Source organism: Otoolea muris, assembly GCF_943193115.1.
Classification (GTDB): Bacteria; Bacillota; Clostridia; order Lachnospirales; family Lachnospiraceae; genus Otoolea; species Otoolea muris.
This window is the reverse complement of record NZ_CALPCY010000045.1, coordinates 1-23,024: the sequence shown is the minus strand read 5'-3', so window position 1 is coordinate 23,024 and position 23,024 is coordinate 1. Positions and strand designations below refer to the sequence as shown.

General features: G+C 44.6%; 23 protein-coding genes and 2 pseudogenes. 17 read left to right on the top strand and 8 right to left on the bottom strand.

Annotated features, from left to right (window positions below; genetic code table 11):
- Positions 1–12 precede the first annotated feature (12 nt).
- From NFS31_RS20245 to NFS31_RS20195, 11 genes are all read left to right on the top strand, one after another.
- Positions 13–1,167, top strand: coding sequence for a CpaF family protein (locus NFS31_RS20245; protein ID WP_251499209.1), 1,155 nt, complete (start codon positions 13–15; stop codon positions 1,165–1,167).
- Entirely contained in the window at positions 1,106–1,900 is a 795-nt protein-coding gene (locus NFS31_RS20240) for a type II secretion system F family protein (RefSeq protein ID WP_251499168.1), read from the top strand. Before NFS31_RS20245 ends, NFS31_RS20240 begins: the two co-directional genes overlap by 62 nt.
- Before the next feature lie 34 nt (positions 1,901–1,934).
- Complete coding sequence (locus NFS31_RS20235; RefSeq protein WP_251499165.1) at positions 1,935–3,335, top strand: hypothetical protein; 1,401 nt, start codon at positions 1,935–1,937, stop codon at positions 3,333–3,335.
- Between the two features lie 40 nt (positions 3,336–3,375).
- Positions 3,376–3,555: a Flp1 family type IVb pilin gene (locus tag NFS31_RS20230; RefSeq protein ID WP_251499162.1), complete on the top strand. Its 180-nt coding sequence runs from the start codon at positions 3,376–3,378 to the stop codon at positions 3,553–3,555.
- 17 nt (positions 3,556–3,572) lie between these two features.
- Entirely contained in the window at positions 3,573–5,495 is a 1,923-nt protein-coding gene (locus tag NFS31_RS20225; RefSeq protein ID WP_251499160.1) for a DUF5702 domain-containing protein, read from the top strand.
- Between the two features lie 310 nt (positions 5,496–5,805).
- A complete protein-coding gene (locus NFS31_RS20220; RefSeq protein ID WP_251499157.1) occupies positions 5,806–6,648 on the top strand; it encodes a hypothetical protein in 843 nt (280 codons plus the stop codon).
- A gap of 593 nt (positions 6,649–7,241) precedes the next feature.
- A complete protein-coding gene (locus NFS31_RS20215) occupies positions 7,242–7,631 on the top strand; it encodes a hypothetical protein (RefSeq protein ID WP_251499155.1) in 390 nt (129 codons plus the stop codon).
- Positions 7,632–7,645: 14 nt separating this feature from the next.
- On the top strand, positions 7,646–9,112 hold the full coding sequence (locus tag NFS31_RS20210; RefSeq protein WP_251499153.1) for a DUF6382 domain-containing protein: 1,467 nt from the start codon (positions 7,646–7,648) through the stop codon (positions 9,110–9,112).
- A 208-nt stretch (positions 9,113–9,320) separates the two neighbouring features.
- A complete protein-coding gene (locus NFS31_RS20205; protein WP_251499150.1) occupies positions 9,321–9,917 on the top strand; it encodes a rhomboid family intramembrane serine protease in 597 nt (198 codons plus the stop codon).
- Between the two features lie 46 nt (positions 9,918–9,963).
- Positions 9,964–10,383 (top strand): HIT family protein, encoded by a 420-nt coding sequence (locus tag NFS31_RS20200; RefSeq protein ID WP_251499148.1) that lies wholly within the window; start codon positions 9,964–9,966, stop codon positions 10,381–10,383.
- Positions 10,384–10,395: 12 nt separating this feature from the next.
- Entirely contained in the window at positions 10,396–10,947 is a 552-nt protein-coding gene (locus NFS31_RS20195) for an RNA polymerase sigma factor (RefSeq protein ID WP_251499146.1), read from the top strand.
- Here NFS31_RS20195 and NFS31_RS20190 read toward each other — a convergent pair.
- Entirely contained in the window at positions 10,944–12,011 is a 1,068-nt protein-coding gene (locus tag NFS31_RS20190; RefSeq protein WP_251499144.1) for an undecaprenyldiphospho-muramoylpentapeptide beta-N-acetylglucosaminyltransferase, read from the bottom strand. The genes NFS31_RS20195 and NFS31_RS20190 overlap by 4 nt on opposite strands.
- A gap of 226 nt (positions 12,012–12,237) precedes the next feature.
- Here NFS31_RS20190 and NFS31_RS20185 point away from each other — a divergent pair, with 226 nt between their 5' ends.
- A complete protein-coding gene (locus NFS31_RS20185) occupies positions 12,238–13,083 on the top strand; it encodes a DUF4367 domain-containing protein (RefSeq protein WP_251499142.1) in 846 nt (281 codons plus the stop codon).
- 15 nt (positions 13,084–13,098) lie between these two features.
- Positions 13,099–13,620: a hypothetical protein gene (locus tag NFS31_RS20180; protein ID WP_251499140.1), complete on the top strand. Its 522-nt coding sequence runs from the start codon at positions 13,099–13,101 to the stop codon at positions 13,618–13,620.
- Between the two features lie 400 nt (positions 13,621–14,020).
- Here NFS31_RS20180 and NFS31_RS27975 read toward each other — a convergent pair.
- Positions 14,021–14,170: pseudogene (locus NFS31_RS27975) on the bottom strand (DUF6783 domain-containing protein); the annotation flags it as partial.
- Here NFS31_RS27975 and NFS31_RS27970 point away from each other — a divergent pair.
- Positions 14,108–14,266 (top strand): annotated as a pseudogene (locus tag NFS31_RS27970) (DUF6783 domain-containing protein). The pseudogenes NFS31_RS27975 and NFS31_RS27970 sit on opposite strands and share 63 nt — an antisense overlap.
- A 170-nt stretch (positions 14,267–14,436) precedes the next feature.
- Here NFS31_RS27970 and NFS31_RS20175 read toward each other — a convergent pair.
- From NFS31_RS20175 to NFS31_RS26920, 4 genes are all read right to left on the bottom strand, one after another.
- Positions 14,437–14,928, bottom strand: coding sequence for a pyridoxamine 5'-phosphate oxidase family protein (locus NFS31_RS20175; protein WP_251499138.1), 492 nt, complete (start codon positions 14,926–14,928; stop codon positions 14,437–14,439).
- Between the two features lie 3 nt (positions 14,929–14,931).
- Complete coding sequence (locus NFS31_RS20170; RefSeq protein WP_251499136.1) at positions 14,932–16,239, bottom strand: MATE family efflux transporter; 1,308 nt, start codon at positions 16,237–16,239, stop codon at positions 14,932–14,934.
- A 669-nt stretch (positions 16,240–16,908) separates the two neighbouring features.
- On the bottom strand, positions 16,909–17,040 hold the full coding sequence (locus NFS31_RS20165; protein WP_465223442.1) for a Maff2 family mobile element protein: 132 nt from the start codon (positions 17,038–17,040) through the stop codon (positions 16,909–16,911).
- A gap of 241 nt (positions 17,041–17,281) precedes the next feature.
- The gene (locus tag NFS31_RS26920) at positions 17,282–17,407 is read right to left on the bottom strand and encodes a hypothetical protein (RefSeq protein ID WP_275563913.1); all 126 of its coding nucleotides are present in this window, start codon (positions 17,405–17,407) and stop codon (positions 17,282–17,284) included.
- 409 nt (positions 17,408–17,816) lie between these two features.
- On the opposite strand from NFS31_RS26920, the gene NFS31_RS20160 reads away from it, so the two are divergent.
- The 3 genes from NFS31_RS20160 to NFS31_RS20150 all read left to right on the top strand — a co-directional run bounded on the left by NFS31_RS20160 (position 17,817) and on the right by NFS31_RS20150 (position 20,922).
- Positions 17,817–18,545: a DUF3239 domain-containing protein gene (locus NFS31_RS20160; protein WP_251499134.1), complete on the top strand. Its 729-nt coding sequence runs from the start codon at positions 17,817–17,819 to the stop codon at positions 18,543–18,545.
- 176 nt (positions 18,546–18,721) lie between these two features.
- Complete coding sequence (locus NFS31_RS20155; RefSeq protein WP_251499131.1) at positions 18,722–19,789, top strand: hypothetical protein; 1,068 nt, start codon at positions 18,722–18,724, stop codon at positions 19,787–19,789.
- A gap of 920 nt (positions 19,790–20,709) precedes the next feature.
- Positions 20,710–20,922 (top strand): hypothetical protein, encoded by a 213-nt coding sequence (locus NFS31_RS20150; RefSeq protein WP_160229185.1) that lies wholly within the window; start codon positions 20,710–20,712, stop codon positions 20,920–20,922.
- A 61-nt stretch (positions 20,923–20,983) separates the two neighbouring features.
- Here the strand turns inward: NFS31_RS20150 and NFS31_RS20145 are convergent, their stop codons facing one another.
- Together NFS31_RS20145 and NFS31_RS20140 are read right to left on the bottom strand one after the other, a co-directional pair.
- Positions 20,984–21,331: a helix-turn-helix domain-containing protein gene (locus tag NFS31_RS20145; RefSeq protein ID WP_160229184.1), complete on the bottom strand. Its 348-nt coding sequence runs from the start codon at positions 21,329–21,331 to the stop codon at positions 20,984–20,986.
- Between the two features lie 590 nt (positions 21,332–21,921).
- Complete coding sequence (locus NFS31_RS20140) at positions 21,922–22,191, bottom strand: hypothetical protein (RefSeq protein WP_160229183.1); 270 nt, start codon at positions 22,189–22,191, stop codon at positions 21,922–21,924.
- Between the last annotated feature and the right edge of the window lie 833 nt (positions 22,192–23,024).

Sequence of the window (23,024 nt, the reverse complement as noted above, 5' to 3'; positions counted from 1 at the left end):
CTCGAAGGGCGTATGCAGGTGGAGGATCAGGAGCTGAGGGAACGGATCGACAGGGCCGTTTTAGAGGAAGGCGGCCAGTGCTACCTGCCGCTTACACAGCGTCTGAAGCTCGGAAAGGAGCTGTTTGACTCCTTTCGCCGTCTTGATATCCTGCAGGAACTGGTGGATGATCCGGATATCACGGAGATCATGGTGAACGGGAGTAAGCATATATTTGTGGAACGGCGCGGCGCGATCACACAGTGGGACAAGGAATTTGAGTCAACCGAGCAGTTAGAGGATCTGATTCAGCAGATTGTCAGCCGTGTGAACCGAACGGTAAACCTCTCCTCGCCCATAGCGGACGCGCGCCTTGAAGACGGATCCAGGGTTCATGTGGTTCTGAAGCCGGTTGCTATCGACGGGCCGGTGCTGACCATACGGAAATTCCCGGAGCCGATAACCATGCAAAAACTGATCTCTTACGGCAGCATAACCACGGAAGCGGCCAGTTTTCTGAATCAGGCGGTCCGGGCCGGGTACAATATATTTATCAGCGGCGGAACCGGATCCGGAAAAACGACATTTTTAAACGCCCTGTCCGGCTTTATCCCCAAAGAGGAGAGGATCATCACGATCGAGGACTCCGCAGAGCTCCAGATCCGCCATATCCCCAACCTGGTGCGGCTTGAAACGAGAGCGGAGAGCAGGGACGGGGCAAAGGAGATTTCCATGCGGGATTTGATACGGGCCAGCCTGCGCATGAGGCCGGATCGGATTATCGTGGGAGAGGTGAGGGGAGCGGAGGCCGTGGAGATGCTGCAGGCCATGAATACAGGCCACGACGGCTCTATATCCACAGGGCATGGAAACAGCCCGGCAGATATGCTGACCAGATTGGAAACCATGGTTTTGATGGCGGCAGATCTTCCGCTGGCAGCGGTAAAGCATCAGATAGCCTCAGCGCTGGATCTGCTGATCCATGTGAGCCGGATGCGGGACAGGAGCCGGAGGGTCGTGGAGATTTCGGAGGTGACAGGGTATGAAGACGGGGAAGTCCGGCTGGAAACCATTTACCGTTTCACAGAAACATCGGCAGCCGGGGCAAAAAAAGTGGATGGAGCTCTTGAACAGGTCGGGGAGCTTAAGCGCAGGGAAAAACTCAGGGAGAGAGGAGTCTCTCTGTGATTATCGGGTATACCGCCTGTCCGGGCCGGAATGGGTGAAGTATATATTTACAGGAACGGGGTTCTGCGCATTGACAGCGTATGTCTTTTACCGGTCTGTTGCTGCATTTCTTTTTCTGCTTCCGGCAGGGCTTTGCTATCCGTTTATAAAGCGGAAAGAGCTTTTAAGCCGCCGTCAGGATGAGCTGAGGCTGCAGTTTAAAGAGGCCATACTGTCCCTGGCCTCGTCTCTCACGGCGGGCTATTCGGTGGAAAACGCATTTTCGGCCGTGATCGCAGAGCTTTGCGAGCTGTACGGAGAGGACGGGATGATCACAAGGGAATTTTCCTATATCGCCCATCAGCTCAGGATGAACCGCACGGCAGAGGCGCTCTTGTGTGAATTTGCCCGCCGCAGCGGCTTAGAGGAGGCAGAGCATTTTGCTGAGATATTCTCCATTTCCAAGAGGAGCCGCGGAGAACTGGTTTCTGTGGTCAGCCATGTCGTCCATGTGCTGGGAGACAGGATTCAGGTGAGGGAGGAGATCCGGCTAATGACAGCGGAAAAACAGTTTGAGCAGAAGTTTATGAACATGATGCCGTATCTGATCGTGCTTTATGTGGATATCTCGTCCCCGGGCTTTTTTTCGCAGATGTATGAAACAGCAGCCGGGAGAGCGGTCATGACATGCTGTCTGGGCGTGTATGCGCTGTCCTGCGCGCTTTCAGACAGGATATTAAAGATAGAGGTATAGCGTTTTTTGGAGGGTATGAAAGGAGGTGAGGAAGATGATGGTGAAAAAGGGGCAGGTTATCTGCGTCCTTTTGGGGATAACGTTGGCTGCGGCTGTCTTTTTTGTGGATACGCTGGATTCTTCCGGAGTGTCACAGGGGCGGCTTATCCGCAATTCTTACGGACAGGGAGAAAAGAGCGAGGAGGTGGTTGTACAGGGGCTTTTAGAGGATGATATCCGGATAGATGTGCCTGTGGCAGAGCGGGAATACGGGGAAGAGGAGGCCGGCGCCGCGATGGACCGGGCGGCGGGGGAGCTATTTGAGGAGATGGCAGGAGGAAGCGCGCCGCTGATCGACGCATCGGGCGCGCCTCGGATTGACGGATCAGGAGCGCTGCGGATCGATGCGTCCGGAACGCCGCGGGCCGATGGATCGGGCGCGGGGCAAGCGGATGAGCGGGGCGCGCCACAGTCTGATAGCTCCGGCGCAGCGCGGGCGGATGATTCAGGTATGTCTCAGATGAACACCGCCCGGGGGATCGCAGTTGAAGAGGGAGGCCGGTTAGAGCTTCCCTCCTGGCTGGATTCGTATGGGATTGCGGTGGAGTGGATTCCGGAGGATACGGATTACATAGGGACAGACGGAAGCATTTATGAGAATTTGTGTCCGGCTGAGGGTAAGAATACGCGGCTGACAGCCCGCATGAGCGCAGGGGCTTATACAGCGGATTATGTCCTTCCGGTAAGGATTGTCCCCAGGAGAAAGGACGGCACGCAGCAGAGGCTGGCCGGGTTCAGCGCAGTTTTAAAAGAGGCGGACAAGAGCCAGAGCCAGACCGGATACCTGATTCTGCCGGATGAATATGAGGGGAGGCAATTGACCTATAAGACGAAGAGAAGCCTGGACTTTCTGGTGTTTCCTGTTTTGGGGATCGCGGCGGCGGCTTTGCTGCCTTTAAACGAGCGCCAGAAGGAGAAAGAGAAAGAACAGTTAAGGCAGCGCCAGATGATGATGGATTATCCGGAGATTGTGTCCAGGCTGGTGGTATTTTCCGGAGCGGGGCTTCCGGTGAGAAAGGCATGGGAGAGGATCGTCTCAGATTATGAAAAGACAGGGGAAAGGAGGGCGGCGTATGAGGAGATGGCGGCAGCCCATCACATGATGCTGAGAGGCATTCCGGAGCTGCGGGCCTATGCGGAATTCGGGAGAAGGTGCCGGAGTCTTCCCTACAGGAAGCTGGCTGGCCTTCTGGAGCAGAATATCAGGAACGGCTCAGAGGGGCTGAGGGCGGTCCTTGAGGCGGAGATGGAGGCGGCTTTTGAGCAGAAAAAGAATCTGGCGAGAAAGCTGGGGGAAGAGGCATCGACAAAACTTTTGCTGCCGCTGTTCATGATGCTGTTCATTGTAATGGCCATGGTATCGGTCCCGGCATTCCTGTCGTTTGGGATCGCTTGAGATGATAAGATGAATTATAACTGTGTACAGAGGAGGAAAAATGAGGATAAGTGAAGAGATCAGAGCGTTTTTTGTGGAAGAAGACGGAGTGGGAGTGATTGAGATAGTGCTGATTCTGGTAGTTCTGATCGGCCTGGTTATTATATTCAAAAAGCAGATCAATACGCTTTTGGACAATATTTTCAAGCAGATCAACAGCAAGTCAAAGGAAGTTTATTAATATTCGGAGGAGGAATCATGCGCAGGGACAGGCTTAAGAGATTGGAAGAGAAGGTAATGTCAGGAACGGCAAAGGGCGGTATCACAGTGTTTCTGAGCCTTATACTGACATGTGTCTGTGCTCTGGCAGGAGGGCTTTTTGAGTCGGCCAGGACGGCCGGGAGCGGCTGGTACATGCAGATGGCGCTGAATTCCTCTCTTGATTCTCTGATGAGCCTGTATCATCGGGATGCGTTTGAGGCGTACCGTCTGTTTCTGCTGGAATTCGAGGATGAAGAGGGCCTGAAAGGAGAAATGGAGCCGTACTGCCGCGCTTATCTGGAAGCGGCTCCGTTTTACCCTCTGAGAGAAGATAAGCTGACTGTCTGCGGGCTGATCCGGATCACGGATGATCAGGGGATTCATTTTGAAAAGGAAGTCCTGGATTTTATGAAGTTCGGCGTCTGGGCGCAGGAGGCGGACAGCGGGGCTTTGGAAGAGTGGTCAAAAACGATGCGGGAAGCAGAGCAGGTTGGGGAGATCGCCGAACTGTATCAGGAAAACGGGAGGAAAATCCTGGCGCTGGAGCAGGCCATAGACCGGATCGGAGACTGCCTGAAGCGTCAGAAAAAGTATTTGGAGGACGCGGACAGGGCCCTTGCTCAGTGCAGGGGAGGAAGGTTCTTATCCATCGCTTCGCGCCTTGAGTCAGAGCTTGACCGGATACCGGGGCTTGCAGACGCATACGAAAGGGAGGCTGACAGCTTAAAAAGGGAGCTGGCAGCTTCTGAAAAAAAGGTAAAGGAAAAAGAAAAGGATCTGGGGGCGGAAGCGCTCTCCCTGACAGAGCAGGAGACGGCGTCATACCGTTCGTATACCGACACAGAGGGAGAACGGCAAAAGGCAGTTGCGAAGACGCGCGAACGGGCCGCTGAAAATAAAAAGATTTTGGAGGCGGCAGTTTCAAAGGCCAGAGAAGTCCAGGACTATATTGACTCCTGGGATTCGGATGACGACGATGAGCTGGACGAGGAAGCGCTCTGGAGCCAGGTATCGGGTATCCTGAACCGGTTCCGGACAGATGACAGCTTTGAGGGCGGCCGCGTCAGGGATAAAAAGAAGATGCGCGTGCTGGAAACAGTCAGCCGCATGGCGGGAAAGGATCTTCTTTCAATCTGTGTTCCGGAGGGAACTAAGGTTTCAGGCGCCGCGCTGGATATGAGAGATTTGCCGTCCGCTCTTGTATCTGTGGGATCAGAGTCGTATCAGATGTCAGCGGCTGTTTTACAGGATGTTTTGGCAGGCGCGCTGTTTACGGAATATGCATCCCGCTTTTTTTCCAGCTTTCGGGCGGAAAAGGAAGGGAAATCTCAGTACGAGAAGGAATACTTCCTAAATGGGGCCCGATCGGAACGGGACAATCTAAAGGCTGCGGTCAACCGGCTGGTTGCGGTCAGGGAGGCATTGAATCTGCTGTATTTATTTCGTGATTCTTCTAAAAGAAACGAGGCGCGGACGCTTGCGCTCGCCATCACAGGGGCGGCGGGAATCGCGCCCCTGACAGAGGTTGTTGCGTTCTTCATCCTTACGGTATGGGCATTTGCCGAATCGGTAGAGGATGTGAAGGTTCTGATGAACGGAGGAAGGATTTCTCTCATGAAGACACAGGGGGAGTGGAAGGTTTCCCTTTCAGGACTGGCTGAATCCGGAAAGCGTATATGGGACAGAGCGCCGGACAGTGGGGACGGAAAAGGACTCGATTATGACGGGTGGCTCAGGATGTTCTTTCTGATACAAGATCGCGTGCAGTTGAGATATCGTATGATGGATGTGATACAGAATAAGATACGCGAAAAACAATCCGGATTTCGGATGGAACAGTGCGCATACCGCGTGGAAGCACAATGGTATGGAAAGGGGGCCTGGATTCCGGTTCAAAGAACGGCGGGAAGAGAGTATTAGGGCTTGCGGCCGCTGTGAAGAATAAATGTATCTGTAATGCGTTCTGCCCGTATGCTTCAGGCAGAGCAGGATGCCCTTTTTCAGGCAATAAAATAATGTGCCTCTCCAAGTACATAAGCCTTTAACAATCAAAAATAAAATACAACTAATAAGACAAAAAGGAAAAAGACCAAATATAGCATAAAAATAAATAGTAAAAATAATTGCTACAATAAAATAATCACAATAAAATGTGAAATGCTGGCCTGAAAAAGGGTATTCTGGTCTGCCTGAAGCATACGGAATATCATATGGAATGGGGGAAAATCGGATGAAAAGGCGTAATATCAGGATTGCATCAGCCAGCCTTACGGTCGAGGCATCGCTGAGTCTTACCCTGTTTATGTTTACCGTGATACTGTTGTCGGTTCCGATGGAGCTTCTGGATATTCAGAGAAAGATCCAGACAGTGATGGAGGATACGAACCGACAATTGAGTCAGGCGGCATATATTTCCAGCAGAGGGATCGAGCAGGGAGAGTTATCAGGGCAGGAGAATGCGGACGAGATATTTGAGATAGCAGATATTTTGGCGGGTCGCGGCGCAGCGATTTATCTAGCCCACCGGATCCGGGATACAGTGGGCGGGAAGCGGATTGAATCTGTGGACTGTTCGGGAAGCGTCATATCGTTGGATGGAGAACGCCTGGATTTGAGGGCTTCATACCGTTTGCGGCTTCCGTTTTCCATATTTGCGCTGGACAGCATCCCTCTCTCGTCGCGGAGCTTAAGACGGGGATGGATTGGGAGCGAGGGCGGGCGGTTTAAAATATCCTCTGAGGAAGAAGAGGATCGCACTATCGTATATGTAGGAAGAGATTCTACAAGATACCATCTTTCCAGGGACTGTCACTATATATCAAATCAGATAAACGAAGTTCCTGTGGAGCAGGTGGGAGGTTATACCAATAATGCGGGAAAGCATTATAAATTCTGCAGCGTGTGTCAAAGAAGGCCCGGAAGCGGGGAGGGGGGCTCTGCCTATATTCTGCCGGGAGGGGAATATTATCACACCCGTGCGGACTGCTCTTCCCTCAGCTATTATGTCAGGGAAGTCCCTCTTTCCGAGGTAAAGGGACTGGGACCGTGTTCCTATTGCGGCGGGGGAAGATAGTCAGGTCTGTGTACAGTAACCGTTCAAAAGCTGTCTAAACGGTTACTGCGTACCTGTTTGGCGCACAAAGGCGTGACGGACGGTTCAGTGCGAAGAAAGGAAAAGGATTGAAAAAATGATACGAATGATTTATTCATTGTTTCTCTTGCAGACAGCATGGCATGATTTGAGAGAGCGGCAGATCCCAATATGGATTTTTTTGCTCTTCGGCGCAGTTGGCGTCGGTGTTGTGTTCCTGTCATTGTCAGGCTTTCCGGGTGGGATCCGCGTGGGAACAGGAATCGGAAGTATAGCGGGTTTTTTACCCGGGATCGCTCTTCTTTCCATAACAGCGTGTACCCGCGGACAGATAGGTTCAGGGGACGGATTCTTTTTTCTCGTATCTGCCCTTTACCTTTCCGTGAGGAATCTTTTGCTGCTTCTGTCATCCGGATTGATATTCTGCAGCGCCTTTTGCCTCGGGATGGTTATATGGGGAGCCTGGAGCGGTGTCAATGTCAGGAAAATGCGGCTGCCGTTTCTGCCATTTTTAATTCCGGCCTGGCTGTGGCTTCTGTTTTTTTGCCAGACAGCCGGATAGGAGGATACTGAGCATGAATAAAGGGACTGCATCAGAAAAATGTTTCAGTCTGGAGGGAAGTTATACAGTGGAAGCGGCGCTTGTTATGTCTGTATCTCTGTTCTTTATTGCCGCCCTTTTGACAGGGATATTTGAGGTTCACAGCCGGGTCGTGGGAAACATGGCGCTGCAGGAGGGGCTGGAACAATGCATCTACACAGAGGAAAAGATACCGGAGGATCTGGAAGATAAGAAACTTCAAAGTCTGCGGGCGTTTTTCCGGTGCGGGGACGCAGAGCTTAAGCTCGGGCAATCCGGGAACAAAGCGTTTGGGGACGTGGAAACGGCTGTGCGGACAGAAATTGTGATAAAAGGGTTTGACCCGGAGAGTTTTTTGAGACTGCTGGCAGCAGCCGGGGTGTGAGTCAGGAGGAAAATGTGGATATTCATTACAAAAGACAGATGAATCACAATTATATGATAATCGATGCGCCTTCTGGAAAGGGCGGATATGAATGCCAGATGCTGGCCGGGAATTCCATAGAGGGTCTTTTAAGATTTAGGGTGGAATATCAGGAAGAAAAACAGCAATTTTACTATGAAATCACGTCTAAGCAGCCGCTTTCCAGAATGTTGGAGAAACGAAGGGCGACGGGGGAGGAGATACGACGCCTGATACTGGATCTCATCGCAGTTCTGAGGCGGATTGAAGAATATCTTCTGAAAGAAGAGCAGCTTCTTCTGGATCCGGAATACATATATGTAGATCCAAACGGCTTTCATGCAAGCCTGTGCCTGGTGCCGGGAATGGAGGGCGATCTTCCGGCTGCGCTGTCAGAGCTTCTGCAGTATTTGTTAGACAGAGTGGATCATAAAGATCGGGACGGCGTGGTGATTGCCTATAATTTATATCAGGAGAGCAGAAAGGAAAATTATGGAATATGTGATTTGATCCGCTGCCTCTCCCCGGGAAATGACTCAATTTTTGATACAGAAGATGGAAAAACAGAGCGCCAGAAAAGAACACAGGACGGGGAGCGGTGGGTAGAGGCAGGGGGATATGGGAAAGGCTATAGGGCGGCGGAAGGAGAGGCGGAAGAAGGAACCGGGGCAGAAAACAGGGAGCGTAGAACAGATACATGGGAGCGGGAAGAAGGGGCGGTAGATATGGAAGCGCTCCAGTACAAGGAGCCCGAAAAACATACCATTTGGAAGGAATGCATACAGGCTGTTTTTATGATAGCAGCGGCAGAGGGTATACTATGGTATTTCATGGGTGAGCCGGGCGTCATGCGATATGGGCTGGCGGCAGCAGGCGGTATTGCGCTCATAATATGTCTGGCGGCAGCCGGAAAACGGATGATGTCAGGACACAGGGATAGAGACAGCGGAAAAGAGAGGGAGCAGGCAGATTCATTACAGGAATACAAAAAAGAGAGCAGGATTACAGGAGAAGAGAGGGCAAAACACGGGGCAGAATATAGCGCCTGGGAAATTCATCCGGAAAGTGAGGACGAATATCGCAGAAGAATACAAAAAAGAGAGGCAGAAGAGCTGGAGCGCAGCAGCGAGGAAGGAACCATGCTTTTAACAAAGGAAGAGAAAAACGCTCATGTGGGGATATTAGAGCCATTAAATAAAGCGGAGGAATCAATTATCATATCGTACGTTCCTTTTATTATAGGGAAACATTCGGAATTATCAGATTATCAGCTCAAATGGCCGGAAATCAGCCGTCTTCATCTCAGAGTAGATAAAAAGGAGGATGTCTGTATTATAACTGACTTAAATTCAACAAACGGGACGGTTGTAAATGGGTATGCATTGCAGGCCAACGAGACGGTAAGCATAAAAAGCGGGGATTTGATTTATCTGGCGGGAATTGGATTTAAGTTTATTGAATAAACAAAAAATCATAAAAATCTTCAATTAAATACAAAGTTTTAAGAATGACTAATGCGATATATCAAATTATATATAATATTTTTGTGTCTTAAAACTACTGATTTGCGTAAAAGTTAAACTTTATACGCTTATTAGGAGTTTTGATAAAAATATTATGGATTAATACTGCACTTTATGTTATAATCATGACCATAAAGGGCGTGTATAGATGGGAAATAAAGGAAAAAGGGCATATATCAATGGTACGTTTATCTCTTTGAATGTATTATATTTTCTTTATCTTGAAATAGCAGGATCATCAGAGAATTCTTTGTTTATGATTGAAAAGGGAGCGATGTATGTACCGCTCATTTTGGAAAGAAGACAGTTTTATCGTCTTCTTACTTCTATATTTATGCACTTTGGAATCAGACATTTATCAGATAATATGTTGATTTTGTTTATTTTGGGAGATAATCTGGAGCGGGCCATTGGACATGTAAAGTACCTGTTTTTTTACCTTTTATGCGGAGTGGGAGCAAATATATGTTCTCTTGTATCAGAGATGAATGTGGCAGGTTATCCAGTCGTGTCAGCGGGAGCGTCAGGCGCGATTTTTGGCGTTGTCGGAGGACTGATCTATGTAGTTGGCGTAAACAGAGGAAGGCTTGAGGATTTAAGCAGCGTCCAGCTACTTATACTTGCTGCGATTACTCTGTATCTCGGATTTACCAGTACAGGAGTTGATAACGCGGCTCATGTCGGAGGTCTTGTGATCGGTATTTTTCTGGGGCTGCTGTTTTACAGAAGTCCCGGTAAAATATAGAATAAGAACGGCATCCAGGGATGCTGGAAGATAAGGGGTGATTCAAATGGTGGATAAAGAATGTATTTTTTGTCGAATTGCCGGAGGAGAGATTCCGTCGTCAACCATTTATGAGGATGAGGATTTCAGGGTGATTTTGGATTTGGGGCCGGCCTCCAAAGGGCACGCACTGATTCTTCCAAAAGAGCATTACAGAGATTTATGTGAGCTCGATCATACAATCGCTGCCAAAGTATTGCCGCTGGCGGGAAGGCTTGGCGCGGCGATGAAAAAGGCTTTGGGCTGTTCCGGATTTAATGTGGTTCAAAATAACGGTGAGGATGCCGGACAAACAGTGTTTCATTTCCATGTTCATGTAATACCAAGATATAAGGATGGAGCCAAAATCGCAGCATGGGAGCCGCAGAAAGCGGATCCGGAACAGCTTAGCCGGCTTAGCAGTAGTATAAAAGAGGCAATGGAGTAATAGGAGATGCGTATGCGGCAGGATGAAAGCGAGCTTTTACAGGCACTGTATGTAGAATATCTTGTTCCGCTAAAAAAGTTTGCCGCTAAGCTGAAGGTTAATGAGGATGAGATCGAAGATTTGGTGCATGAGACATTTATCGAATATTACGAGAGATATCCTCTGGATTGGCCCGAAAAAGTAAGGACCACCATGTTGATACGGATTTTGCGTAGTAAATGGGTGGACATTAACAGAAGAAGAAGCCGCTGTGAATTTTTGAGAATAGATAGTCCGGATGATGAAAAGCTTATTTTCAGGGAACTTCTGGATAATAGCGGAATGGTAAATCTTTTGGATGAAGAGGTTCTGGAACGGGATCTTTACCGCGAGATATGGAAAATAGTAAAAGAGATGAAGAAGGACTGGCGTGATGTAATTATCTTGAGAATTATTGAAGGGTTATCGACAGAGGAGACAAGTGAAATTCTGAATATAACGGGAACAGTATGTCGTTCCCGTCTATCCAGAGGCAAGAAGGAACTGCAAAAGAGGTTAAGGAAGGCTCGGCTTTTTGATATCTAATTTTTCAGGCAGTCATTTATCAGGCCAATTATGGTTTCGACCGCGTTGTTCAGATGGCTTTCAGCCATTCGCTCTATAAAAGTATCGCGGTTTTTGTATGTTTCTGTAATCGCATGGCGAAGCGTGTCAGGGGTCAGGACGTCTTCCTCAAGGACGGTACTAAATCCCTGCTTTGCAAAGGAATTTGCATTCAAAATCTGATCGCCGCGGCTTGCCGAAGCGGAAAGCGGGATCAGGATATTTGGCTTGCGCAGGGCCAATATTTCACAAATAGAATTAGCTCCGGCCCGGGAGATAACAAGATCAGCAGCAGCAAAAAGATGCCGTAAAGGCTTATCTACATATTCGTACTGAACATATCCTTTGGTTCCGATCAGGCTTTCATCCAGATTGCCTTTACCGCAGATATGTATCACTTGGAATACGTTAAGGATTTCAGGAAGAATATTGCGTATTGCCTGATTTACAGTTACAGAACCCAAGCTTCCTCCGATAATAAGAATAACAGGAAGTTCGGCGGACAAATGGGTGTACTGCAGTCCGGCCAGTCGATCTCCGCAGAGCAGCTCCTGCCGGATAGGAGAGCCGGTCAGGACGGCTTTATCGTCGGGAAGATATTTCAATGTTTCAGGAAAATTGCAACATACTTTTTTAGCAGATGGAATGCAGATTTTATTAGCTAATCCCGGAGTCATATCCGATTCATGAATGATGACAGGAATTTTATAGTGCTTGGCAGCCATGACGACAGGAACGGCTACAAATCCGCCTTTTGAAAAAATAACGTCAGGTTTATATTTTTTCATTAACTTTAAAGCCTCTGCGTATCCCTTCAGGACGCGCAGCGGATCTGAGAAATTTTTTAAATCAAAATAGCGGCGGAGTTTTCCTGATGAGATTCCGTCGTAGGGAATCCCGGTTTCTTCAATGAGGCGTCGTTCGATCCCATTGTAAGAGCCGATATAGTGAATTTCAAATTCTTCTTTTTGAAGAGTTGGAAGAAGTGCAAGGTTAGGGGTAACATGGCCGGCCGTACCGCCTCCGGTCAAAATGATTTTTTTCATAGTGTTTCCTCCATAAAATATGGCTGTTCGGAACATATCCTGCACAGCAGATTCTTTACCTGGAACAAAAGTATGCTAAATAGATTTATATATCTAGTATACTAAACAGAAATGAAAAAAAGTCAACCCTAAAGCAGATGAAAAAACAGGCAAAAGCCATATTTTGACCGCAGGAAGCGGACAGACAGGCTTAAAACACGGAGAGAGGAGAGAAGGGAGGTAGAAAATGGACAGAGGCCACAACGGCCCCAAAGCCGATCATGATTTAGATCAATGGTTAAAGCAGGCATTTGGCAAAGACGACGACACGCTTCTGAAAGATTTTCTGCTTGCACAGACCGAAATAAAAGACAACCAGATCCCCCCCGAACCGGAAGACGGGTTTGCTCGTCTGCTTACAAAGATTGAAGAAAGGAGGATAAGGCCTCACTATAATGAAACGGCAGAAACGAACACGCTTACGGCAGGACAAAAGCGCGTGCGGCAACACTATCGCCGCATAAAGCCGTTTCTGCGCATAGCCGTAGCAGTCAGCGCCCTGGCAGCTCTGCTTCTGGCAATGGGGATGACAGTTGGGGCAAAGAGGAGTTATCAGTATAATGTGACGGAAAGAGAGAATATTGGTAGTAACATAGTCTACAATAAAGGAACTGTTGCAGACCAGGAAAATATGCTGGAAGAGGCTTACCAGGAAATTAGCACTGAATTAGGGAGCGATGTGCTGAGGATGGGTTATATTCCTGACAGGATGGAATATAAGATGAGTGAAATAAGCAAAAGCCGAGCTACAATGTATTTTGAATATAAAGGAAAAAAGTTTTACATTGTGCAACAGATAAGGACAGAAGGTAGTTCATTAAATTATCTATCTGATAAAGCGGGACATATGGAAGTTTACAACCCATATATGGATGCTGATATTTTAATTGAAAAAGAATATACTGAAAAGGGAGAATTAGAGTTAAGTGTCCAGATTATTAGTCAAGATTCATATTATTTAATAATGGGTGTTGTGGGAGAAGAAGAGTTTAAAAAAATAATTGAAAATGTGTACATAAGAGAAGCTAACTAAGGAGTAGATAATATTATGAAAAAGTTATGGAAGAAAGTAGTCGTATGTGTATCTGCATTAACAATCTTATTATCATTTACCGCACAGGCATCGGTAACGGTTTCCGATAATGAGCCGGAGGAAATTGTTCTTTTGTCCGAAGATGTAAGAAGAAGTAAAGATGTAGTTGATGGAGAACGTGGCAGTATTGTTGGGGGTGTTAGCTCAGAGATTATAAATGAGAGCGGCGGAAATATCGGTTTTATAATTCAAACCTTATGTTATGTAGAATGCGATAAAATTTCCAACACAGCAATATTAGAAAGATATGATGAAAGCAGAGATAAATGGACTGAGGTTGCCAGATATCAATTCAATGCTAAGAAAGCAGATTTCCCCTCTGGATTGTCAGCATTAACAAATTCAATGACTGTTAAGAACCAGAGGAAGGGCTATTACTATAGAATAAGAGGCATCCATCATGTTGAGGCAGAGGGACAGATTTTAAATTATTCTTCATTAACAGACGGATTATTAATTACGGAATTCGGAAGGTAATAAGAGTTATCCGCTATACCTAATTGAGAATGCCGTGATATATCCTTTTACTTAAGATTTATTCAGAATCAGGCTAAATGAACTGCCAATAACTGCCAATTAAAACAAGAAGCAAAGCCTAATACCGGGGGATAACCGCCGAACATTGACTTTGCTTCTTAATTTCAAGTAAGTCCTGTCTCTGGCCAGTCAAAAAGATAGCCAGGAACAAATTGTCTATCTGAAAGAATTCATTAAAAATGATATCAACCTGCTCTCGTTTTTCACATTCTGAATACTTGTGTCCTCTCAGAAACTCTTAAGCCTTTATTTCACTGGCTCTTGCAAAAAAACTGTTAAATCGCCCAGTTCTGCAACATATTTTTTAACAGGCTTGCTTGTCATGTATTTTTTCTAACCGCTATCCGAAAATAATTGAAAAATAAGCATTTTTTAGTAAATGTAAAACTATCCGCCTAGAGCGTGTTTGAAAAATGCTTTCTGCCAGATGTGCGTTCCGCTTTGTGGGAGATTTGGGCCAAATGAACGCGGCGCAGTGGGCTGCGTTAAGTGAATTTGGCACAAATATGCCGCAAAGTGGGGCGTGCAGATGGCGGGAATGATTTTTCAAACACGCTCTAGTACAGCATTGCCTAAATTTCAGTGAATAAATCACTCGCTGTCAGCGCCCTCTGCACGTCTGCGAAGCCAGACGTAGACACCGCTGCGCCGTCGCTTCGCAGACGCACAGATGACACGAATATCAAGCACTTTTTACTTGCGAATTAATGCAACTCTGTACTAAATAATTTATCCCTGTAGAGCAGAATATGCAATCTATTGTTTTGTTCTGGCTAATTCTATTGCTTCTTTCCCGGATAAATGTTCAATATCTAATTCTATCATACACAAAGGCTTCCATTCTCTGCTAATTGCAGTATTTCGATTTGTTTCTGTATCAGTTGGATAGTATTTTACTGCCAATCGTTCTATTGCGTTTTTCATTTCTATTTCATCTTCCATAACATGAATTTTGCCAAAAGCAATTACGCTTCTGAAATAAGTTGTGTATTCCTCCGGCACGATATGGTCTTGGTCGATTACGCAAAAAGACGCTTTACTGCATTTCTTGATTGCGTCTATTTTATGCCCGCTTTTTGCACCATGAAAAAACAACTTAGAATTGTAATATACATAACTGATTGGAACTGCATACGGGTAATCATTATCTCCTAATAAAGCTAATACACCGGCTGTTCCTTTTTCTAAGATTTCAATACATTTTTTTTCGGATAATATTTGTTTTTTTCTACGCATTTCTCTAAACATTTTTTAACCTCTTTCTGATTTAATATATAATGCAATGCCTGCTAAAGCGACAAAACACTCTGTAACTGGAAAAGAGAGCCATACGCCAGTCATTTTTAATATAAAAGACAGGAAAAATGCCATAGGGATTATCATTAACAATCCTCTTGACAATGAAATGATTTGTGCAGGCAAGGCTTTTTCTGTTGACGTAAAATATGCAGATATAATGATATTAAACCCAACAAATGGAATAGCAGTAAAATACAATTTTAACCCTGCTGCTGCGATTTCCTGTAACTGCATATTCTGTTCACTGTTAAATATGCTTACTATTGGACTGGCTGCAAGTAAAAAAAACAGGTAAATGCCAAATGATATAACTAACATGGTTTTTAAGGCATATTTCAAAATCTGTTTCTGACTTTCATGCTCTCCATATCCGTATACTCTGCTTAATATGGGCTGTGCTCCCTGTGCTATCCCAGTATAAATTGAAATAACCACAAGTGATAAATTTGCAACTACACCATAAGCTGCTACACCGATATTTCCCTGCAAGTGTAGGATAATCGTATTAAAAACTATTATTACAATTCCCGAAGCCATTTCAGTGATAAAGGACGGAACACCTAATGAAATAATATTTCCTGTCAATCGAAAGGAAGGCTTTATCCGCACGAAATGAAACTGGTTTTGTTTTGTAAGCCAATGCTTAGATAAAACAATGAGACTAATAACAGGTGCTAATCCTGTTGCCAATACTGCACCGAATATCCCCATTTTAAGAGGAAAAATAAATATATAATCTAAAATAATATTTGAGAAACTTCCAGTCAACATACCAATCATAGACAATTTAGGATTTCCGTCATTTCTTACAAAACAGATTAGTGTATCATTTGCCATAAATGCCGGGGCAAAAAGTAAAATAACCTGTAAATATGTTTTTGTCATATGATAGACATTTTTATCAGCGCCTAATAATCTTGTCAGTTGACTGGAAAAGAGAATACCTGTCAGCATAAACATGACAGCCAATGCAGACATAATATATATTGTGCTTGAAAAAGATTTATCTGCATTTTTATATTCTTTTTGCCCTCTGTAAATGGAATATTTTGTTGCACCTCCCATTCCAAACATCAGACCGCTTCCATGAACAAAGCTATATATCGGAATAGCTAAATTAAGTGCGGTCAGACCATTTGCACCTAAACCGTTTGAAATGAAAAAGGTATCAGCGAGTATATAACATGATAAGCCGATTATGCCGCATATATTTAATATTACATATTGCGAAAATTCTTTCAGTAGCGTTTTGGTTTTCATAGAGATCTCCTTAAAATACAAAAACGTCAGAACTCTCTATCTTCTCTGACCTAACGATAGAAAGTCTGACGCATAATCTCTTTACCCGGTGGCAAAAAGCAACGTTGTTTCCGGTACACTATTATATACCAAAACAAATTGAAAAGCAATACCTAAAATTTGACTTTGAGTTTTCTTTCTGTAAAATTGTAACAGTTCAGATAGGTCTGCGCACCTGCTGCGCTGACCGTACGAAAACGCGGCGGCAGCAGGCATCTGCCCCATCGCGAAGAGATTTTCATTGGCAGATGCCGTAACAGTTCAGGTTATCTGAACTGTTACGTAAAATTCATTTTACAGAATTCCACGCCGGGAGTACCGCTTCCCTTGCTGCCCTTGATTGTCCGATATACCAGCATTCCCTGCTGGTTTTCGCTTTTCCTTATCAGCGTGACATCAGCCTGCAACAGCCTTATCTATTCACGTCCCGGTTTACCACGTTCCAACAATCCTATCGTTGGATACTTTTAGGCGCTTCCTCTAAGCCCGTGCCCAATCCGAAGAATCTTACCGTCTGTAATGGTATGTGGACGTTTCAAAGCGTTACCCTGTCATTCCACCCGTCAGATTGTCAGTTTTCCTAAGATTTCAGGCTGTTTAGCCTTTCGACTTAGTGCGTAACCTTTTCAGTTACGAACGTGTCGCACGATTGTCGTTGCCGTAGCCCTCCAGTAAGTTGATGACGCCCCATGCGCCGAGGCCGGAGCCCAGAGCAATCATCAGAATTTTCAGGATATCAATCGCACATGCCAAAAAAGCCATAAAGAAAGTCCTCCTTTAATTTAAGAAATATTGGTTTTGTGGTATGGCCGTATCTGGCGGAAACGAAAAAACGCCCCTGTGCTTCAGGAAAATCTGCATAAAGCACAGGGGCGGCATAGTCCAGGATCGTTCTGGAAAGGTATACAGTTGTCAGGGAGGGGCGCGAATCCTCAATAGAACCTCTTTCCGGTGAAAAGAAAAAGCCCGTCAAAGCCAGAGACTTTAACAGGCAGCTACATCATCATACAGCCGGCGCTTCCAAATCCTCCGCCGTGACCTCATAATTGCGGGAGAGGAGAGGCCGGACGCCCCTGATCTGCGGGAGGAATTTCCCACCGTCCATCACAGCCGGTTCGTCCACCGACATCAAATCTTTGCCACATTGTCAAGTGAAGACTTCATTCTTTTTGTTTGTCATACAAGGAATCTTGTAAATGTTCTATAAATATGCTAAACTGAACACAACAACAAATGGGTAGTTGTACTGGGGGAAATTAAATCATTTAGATAATAAATAATAATGGGTAAAAAGATTTAATATATAAGATAATTATGATTCAAAAAATAGAAAATTTATTGCTGTCGCGTTTAGTTTCTTTCAAGTTCTTATTTTGTTTGAATACAGAACGGACAGGAAGAATAAATAACATATGTGCTTGTGCAAGTGGGAAATAACCTGGGTGGTGTGGATTGTATATTGTTTTTATCGGATTTTTGTTGAATATATCTATAATAAATATTAGCAATCTGCAGAAACGTAAGAAATGGAGGAAAAAATGGTCGATTATTCACAATTTGAAGCGAGTGTAAAATCCGGCATCCATGCAGATGTGAGCCGGATACGGCAGAAAGATGAGATAATAAAAGCCGTCGTCAAAAAGAGGAGAAGCTCCGCGATAACCTGCGTGTGCCTCCTGTGCATGGCAGGAATTTCTTTGTTTAAAAGCTGGATTCCCGCCGTTATCTGTCTCCTTCTTGCATTGTTTTTCCTATGGCGGGCCGTCGGAAAATTTTCTGACGAATATTTACGGGAAATGTACGAGGAGGGGCTTTTGGTTCCCGGCATGATCGTGAAAACGGACCCCCTCACCATCATGGCGATCGCAAACATGACCGCGCGGGATGGTGCGGCAACCGTCAATGGGTGCTACTGTCTGGAGGTGAAGGAGCTTGACGGGGCGCAAAAAATTCTATTTGAAAAAATCCCCTGCTCCTGTTTTTTCTGCTATGAGGGCGGCGATTACCATACTTCCTTCCAGCCCCATCCTCTCTATTGGGGAACGGCAGATCAGCAGTCTATTCAAGAGGCGCTAAGACAGGTGGAGGAGGACAACAAAGAAAATGCCAGAGACGAATGGGAGGTGCTCAAGGAGGTTGCGCGGCAGTTCCCTGATCTGGGAAACGGAAACTTAATTTTGCTGGATGAAAATTATGTTCCCTTCGGGAAAAAGAACTACATGGACAGCAACCATAAGCCCCTCAACGAGGAAGCTGACCCAAAGTAATATGTTCCATATTAAGGAAATGCGGATGAAAGCGTTTTCTTAAATATTGAAAGAAAAAGCGTTTGCAATAAGAGACTTGATTAGGGATACAAATGAAACAGAGAATCCGGAACTTATGACAGGGTTTTTAACAGCGCGGGCAAATCAAAATCGGAATTGTTTAGGTAGGCGAAAAAATGGAGAATTGGAGAGAACTTTTGAAAGATAAACCTGTGAAATACTGGATTCGGACTGAAATTGAAGAAATAATAAAGGATAAATCAGTTGACAGAGAACGGTTTTATGAATATTCAGCAAAAAGGACTATAATGAATCCCGTTGTAACAGATTACACTTTGAAAAGGAGACTAGTACAGCATTGCGTAAATAACGATGAATTCAGCGCCTGCTCTTTGCGCCAGCGCCGCGTTGTCGTCAGTCAACGATGCCACCGCATCGCCTCCCTCCTCCGCCTTGCCCTGACACAAATATCAGGCGCTGATATTCACCGTTATTTACGCAATGCTGTACTAGTTAAAGTGAAAAAATTGTGTTTATTAGTATTTATGACCACTATATTGTGTTTAACCGCTTGCGGAACAGATAAAAAGGATGAAGCATTGGAAAGCAGTAGTTCTATTCTTCAAACTGAAACAACAACAGACACAAAAAAGAATCCGGAAGAAACGTCAGGCGAAATGGAAACAACCAGTTCTGCGGAGAATGAACAGGAATCACTTCCCAAAACAGAAACAACCTTTGAACTTACGGAACAGGGAAAGAATTTTCTGACACAAATGTGTAAAAAATTGAATGACTTCAATTCCCAAACAGCAAAGGACGAAACATTTTGGCGAGATTTCCTATTTTATTCTTATACTGGCGCATCTGAGGGTGCAGAAACAGAAACAGTACCTCGTGATGATTTTGATGAAACAGTTGTTAAAATTAGTTTACAAGAAGCAGAAGCCTATGCAAAACTGGTGTTTGGCGTTGACCTGCCAGATATAAAGCCTTCTTTTGAAGATATGGAACAAGGACAAACCTCTTTCTATTATCAGAACGGTTACTATTACATTGGTGTTTCCGATTATCCTGATTACCAATATACATTTGCCGATTATGAGGAATCTGGTGATTCTATTACAGTAAGATATACGATTGATTTTGAGGGCGAAAGCAATGTTGGTACAGTATGTTTTGGCATCGTGCCAAAAGATAATGAAAACGGTTTTATCATTACTTCTAAAAGCACTGAATTTTAATGGGCAAATAAAACAAAACAGGGCGGCGGGGCAGGTTTTGACTATCTCGCCGCCTTATCTGTTATCGTTCCATATCCTGCGTCTTGCGGGGGTGCTGTTCCTGCCGCAAGATACTGTAAACGTTCTTTCTGATTTTCTCGGCTTCTTTCACTTTTTCGGCTTTGGTCTTTGCCACGGGTCAATCGCTCCTTTCATGTTTGGTATGGATTAGGCGTTTGCGAAACGCCAGAACCCGCATAAATGAGGGATTCTTTTTGTTACAAGATAAAACGATTCCTCACTGGTTTATGGTAAAATTGAGATGTCAAGTAGCAATCAGCCATTCACCGGAAAGGAGTTGTATCTATATGATACCGTAATGGCACTATTCAGCACCCATCATGCACGCCATCGGGGACGCCGGATCAGTACATATTACAGCGCGGGGGATGGATCAGTGATAACGTTATGAAAACCGTGTGATTTTCGTGTGATATCCGTGTGATACATACCCCACAAAAAGCTTTATATTTGGGGATAAGATATTTTAAATTTTTCCCCTCCGGAACATCAAAAAACCTTGTAACTACGGGATATATCCAGTATTTACAAGGCTTTCCTTAAAGAGCACGAGACGGGATTCGAACCCGTGCTCCGTCTTTTTAAAAACCCCTTATAAATACAGGACTTTAAAAAAACCTTGTAAATCAATGCCTTTTATGATTTTACATATTTATAATGCATCTATATAAGTGTATAAATTATAACAGATTATACAGCTATGCAACACGAAATGCAACACGAAAAAGGGTATAATCCGGATTCATATTTTAAGCATGCGTTACGGCTTATGCTATAGGTTATGCAATTAATTTGTACATATTATAAAGACACGCGCTGTCTACCAATGTTGGTAGCTTATATTTATATGGAGGTTACGAATGAAAAGAACATTGACGGAAACGGAAAAGAAAGCTATAGAAATTGCTAAAGATATCTACCAGTATCACCTCGGGCTGGTCTGGCAAGATATCGAAAATCCCTTTTACGAAGACCTGCCATTTCCTGAAAAAGAACTGGCGCGGGCTCTCATACACCTGTATAGCTTTACCTTTGCCAGGATGCTGGAAGTTCCGTATGAGCCACAGGGTTAAAATCTGTAGTTAAAAAGATGCATAGCCGCCACTGTTGGTAGTGGCGGCTATCTAATATCCGTCATGTGTCTGATAAAGCGGCCTGATAGAGCAATCCCAACGATTTGGCAAACATAAGCCTGATATAATCCGCGCATGTTCTTTTTTGGGTAGCCCAATCTTCCACCGTACGAAGCGGGATGCAGAATTTAACGGCGAATGCAGACTGCGTAAGACCTGACGCAAGTATAATATCCCTGACGCTCATATGGGCTACGCCATGGATACTTTTTAGAACCCGGGTAATTTCAGACGGATCATCACTGATTTCATCAAACCACTCAGGAAATCCGTATTCTCCTATATACATGTCTCTGTCCGGCTGCTCAAGTGCGTCTTTCCATAATTTATAAAACAATTTATCTGTCATTTTGGCACTCCTTCCTATATCGTGTTCTTTCATCTTCATATTTCTGTAAATTTCTCTTATATCCTCTTTTTATATCTGCTACACATTGCAGCAATTTCTTTTGCTCTGCCCTGCAATAATCAGAGCACAGGTTGGTAGATGTATCGCTTGTAAAAGGCCGAAGGCAGTAAACACAGATTTTCTGCGTGTGCTTTCTCCGTTCCTGTTTTCTGGCATCCTGCCCTGATAGTTTATGATACCCTTTTTTGTGCCTGCGCTGCCATTCTAAAACACCCTCCCTCTGACACGCATCAGAGCAGTATTTTTGCCTTCCGGAAATAACAGTGTACTCTTTTCCACAGATAATACACTTATCAATACTTCCGATGGGGCGCGCTGCCGGCTTACGCTTATAATGTACTTTTGCCATGTATGCGCAATCCGGACAACGCCTCGCCCGCGGCCCTCCAAAAAACTCCGTATTGCAATCCTGGCAAACCCGTATTCGGATCACAGTATCAGATTTTTTTATTTTTGCACATTCCGGGCAGTAGTAACAATCTGAACCACCAAAGAAAGACCTGCCGCATAACTGACAGGTCTTTTTTGTCCTATGCGCATGCATATTTAACAGCTTCCTCAATCATCTCCCTGATCTGTGCCATCGACATAGGCTCAGAAATATTACCGCATCTAATAATATCTTTGTTATGGTACTGACTCCATGAATTCTGCCCCAGAGAACAATGATAATCTGTCCATGCCTCCCCAGTTACGCGGTTGTAATTAACCTGAAGATATTCACTGGAACAGTATCCGTCTAAGTTTTTGCTTTCCCCTGCGATTTTCTTAATGCCTTTAATTTTTAATGTATTTGTCATTGATTTATCCTCCTCAAATTGTGTTTTGTTTTAACTGTCCTTATTATACCACGCAATGCGTGGAAATGCAATAGTTTTTAATTACTATTTTTAAATTTATTCCTGAAAAAGGCTACGGACAAATTGGAGCATATATTACAACATAAAATGGCGAGGCCGTCCATAATATAAAAGGTTATATATATGAAGGCACACCCGATAGCATAAAAATAACAGCGCCTATTGGCTACCATATTTATTTGCTCTCAGTTCAAGGTGGGGACGGAAATACTTATGGCTCATTTATATTACAAGGATACTCTCCAGGTGGCCCTAGTAGAAATCATGTAACTGAATTATCTTCAGGTAGTGTTTCTGTGTCTATAAGTGGTTCCATGGATTATATTGTGTCAGGATATGTTCATAATGCAAATATAAATTGGTCTTTAGTCGTTTTGTATGGTAAAAAGCCTGTTATAACTGTGTAAAATGGCGAGTTCCCAATAATATTTAAGAAGTTTCCAGACAAAAAAGACGTTAATATTGCTAATACAGTTACAAATTTTAGAAATAACAATGAAGTTTGTGGATACTTTTTTTCTTGGGGAAATGTTACAGACGCGCCAGATGATATTATTGGCGGATATGTTTTGTTTTTTGCAGAACCACAAGTTACTGGAAATACTTGCTTAATATATTTAACCTCAAACTCAGTTTATTTTGGTAGAATATATCAAGGTGTTATATATTGGTCAACAAGAGTAGCTTCGATACATTAAATGGCGAGGCAGATTCTGTTAAATACAGAATATTAACCGCAAATGCAGTTGGTGGAGATGTTTTAGAATTTGCAA

Bases quoted from the DNA above. Each gene is read 5' to 3' on its own strand.
- NFS31_RS20200 (WP_251499148.1), top strand. From the start codon at position 9,964: ATGGTGGATAAAGAATGTATTTTTTGTCGAATTGCCGGAGGAGAGATT.
- NFS31_RS20215 (WP_251499155.1), top strand. From the start codon at position 7,242: ATGAATAAAGGGACTGCATCAGAAAAATGTTTCAGTCTGGAGGGAAGT.
- NFS31_RS20185 (WP_251499142.1), top strand. From the start codon at position 12,238: ATGGACAGAGGCCACAACGGCCCCAAAGCCGATCATGATTTAGATCAA.
- NFS31_RS20180 (WP_251499140.1), top strand. From the start codon at position 13,099: ATGAAAAAGTTATGGAAGAAAGTAGTCGTATGTGTATCTGCATTAACA.
- NFS31_RS20160 (WP_251499134.1), top strand. From the start codon at position 17,817: ATGGTCGATTATTCACAATTTGAAGCGAGTGTAAAATCCGGCATCCAT.
- NFS31_RS20230 (WP_251499162.1), top strand. From the start codon at position 3,376: ATGAGGATAAGTGAAGAGATCAGAGCGTTTTTTGTGGAAGAAGACGGA.
- NFS31_RS20195 (WP_251499146.1), top strand. From the start codon at position 10,396: ATGCGGCAGGATGAAAGCGAGCTTTTACAGGCACTGTATGTAGAATAT.
- NFS31_RS20170 (WP_251499136.1), bottom strand. From the start codon at position 16,239: ATGAAAACCAAAACGCTACTGAAAGAATTTTCGCAATATGTAATATTA.
- NFS31_RS20225 (WP_251499160.1), top strand. From the start codon at position 3,573: ATGCGCAGGGACAGGCTTAAGAGATTGGAAGAGAAGGTAATGTCAGGA.
- NFS31_RS20245 (WP_251499209.1), top strand. From the start codon at position 13: ATGCAGGTGGAGGATCAGGAGCTGAGGGAACGGATCGACAGGGCCGTT.
- NFS31_RS20205 (WP_251499150.1), top strand. From the start codon at position 9,321: ATGGGAAATAAAGGAAAAAGGGCATATATCAATGGTACGTTTATCTCT.
- NFS31_RS20150 (WP_160229185.1), top strand. From the start codon at position 20,710: ATGAAAAGAACATTGACGGAAACGGAAAAGAAAGCTATAGAAATTGCT.
- NFS31_RS20140 (WP_160229183.1), bottom strand. From the start codon at position 22,191: ATGACAAATACATTAAAAATTAAAGGCATTAAGAAAATCGCAGGGGAA.
- NFS31_RS20220 (WP_251499157.1), top strand. From the start codon at position 5,806: ATGAAAAGGCGTAATATCAGGATTGCATCAGCCAGCCTTACGGTCGAG.
- NFS31_RS20190 (WP_251499144.1), bottom strand. From the start codon at position 12,011: ATGAAAAAAATCATTTTGACCGGAGGCGGTACGGCCGGCCATGTTACC.
- NFS31_RS20155 (WP_251499131.1), top strand. From the start codon at position 18,722: ATGGAGAATTGGAGAGAACTTTTGAAAGATAAACCTGTGAAATACTGG.
- NFS31_RS20165 (WP_465223442.1), bottom strand. From the start codon at position 17,040: ATGGCTTTTTTGGCATGTGCGATTGATATCCTGAAAATTCTGATGATT.
- NFS31_RS20235 (WP_251499165.1), top strand. From the start codon at position 1,935: ATGATGGTGAAAAAGGGGCAGGTTATCTGCGTCCTTTTGGGGATAACG.
- NFS31_RS20175 (WP_251499138.1), bottom strand. From the start codon at position 14,928: ATGTTTAGAGAAATGCGTAGAAAAAAACAAATATTATCCGAAAAAAAA.
- NFS31_RS26920 (WP_275563913.1), bottom strand. From the start codon at position 17,407: ATGTCGGTGGACGAACCGGCTGTGATGGACGGTGGGAAATTCCTCCCG.
- NFS31_RS20145 (WP_160229184.1), bottom strand. From the start codon at position 21,331: ATGACAGATAAATTGTTTTATAAATTATGGAAAGACGCACTTGAGCAG.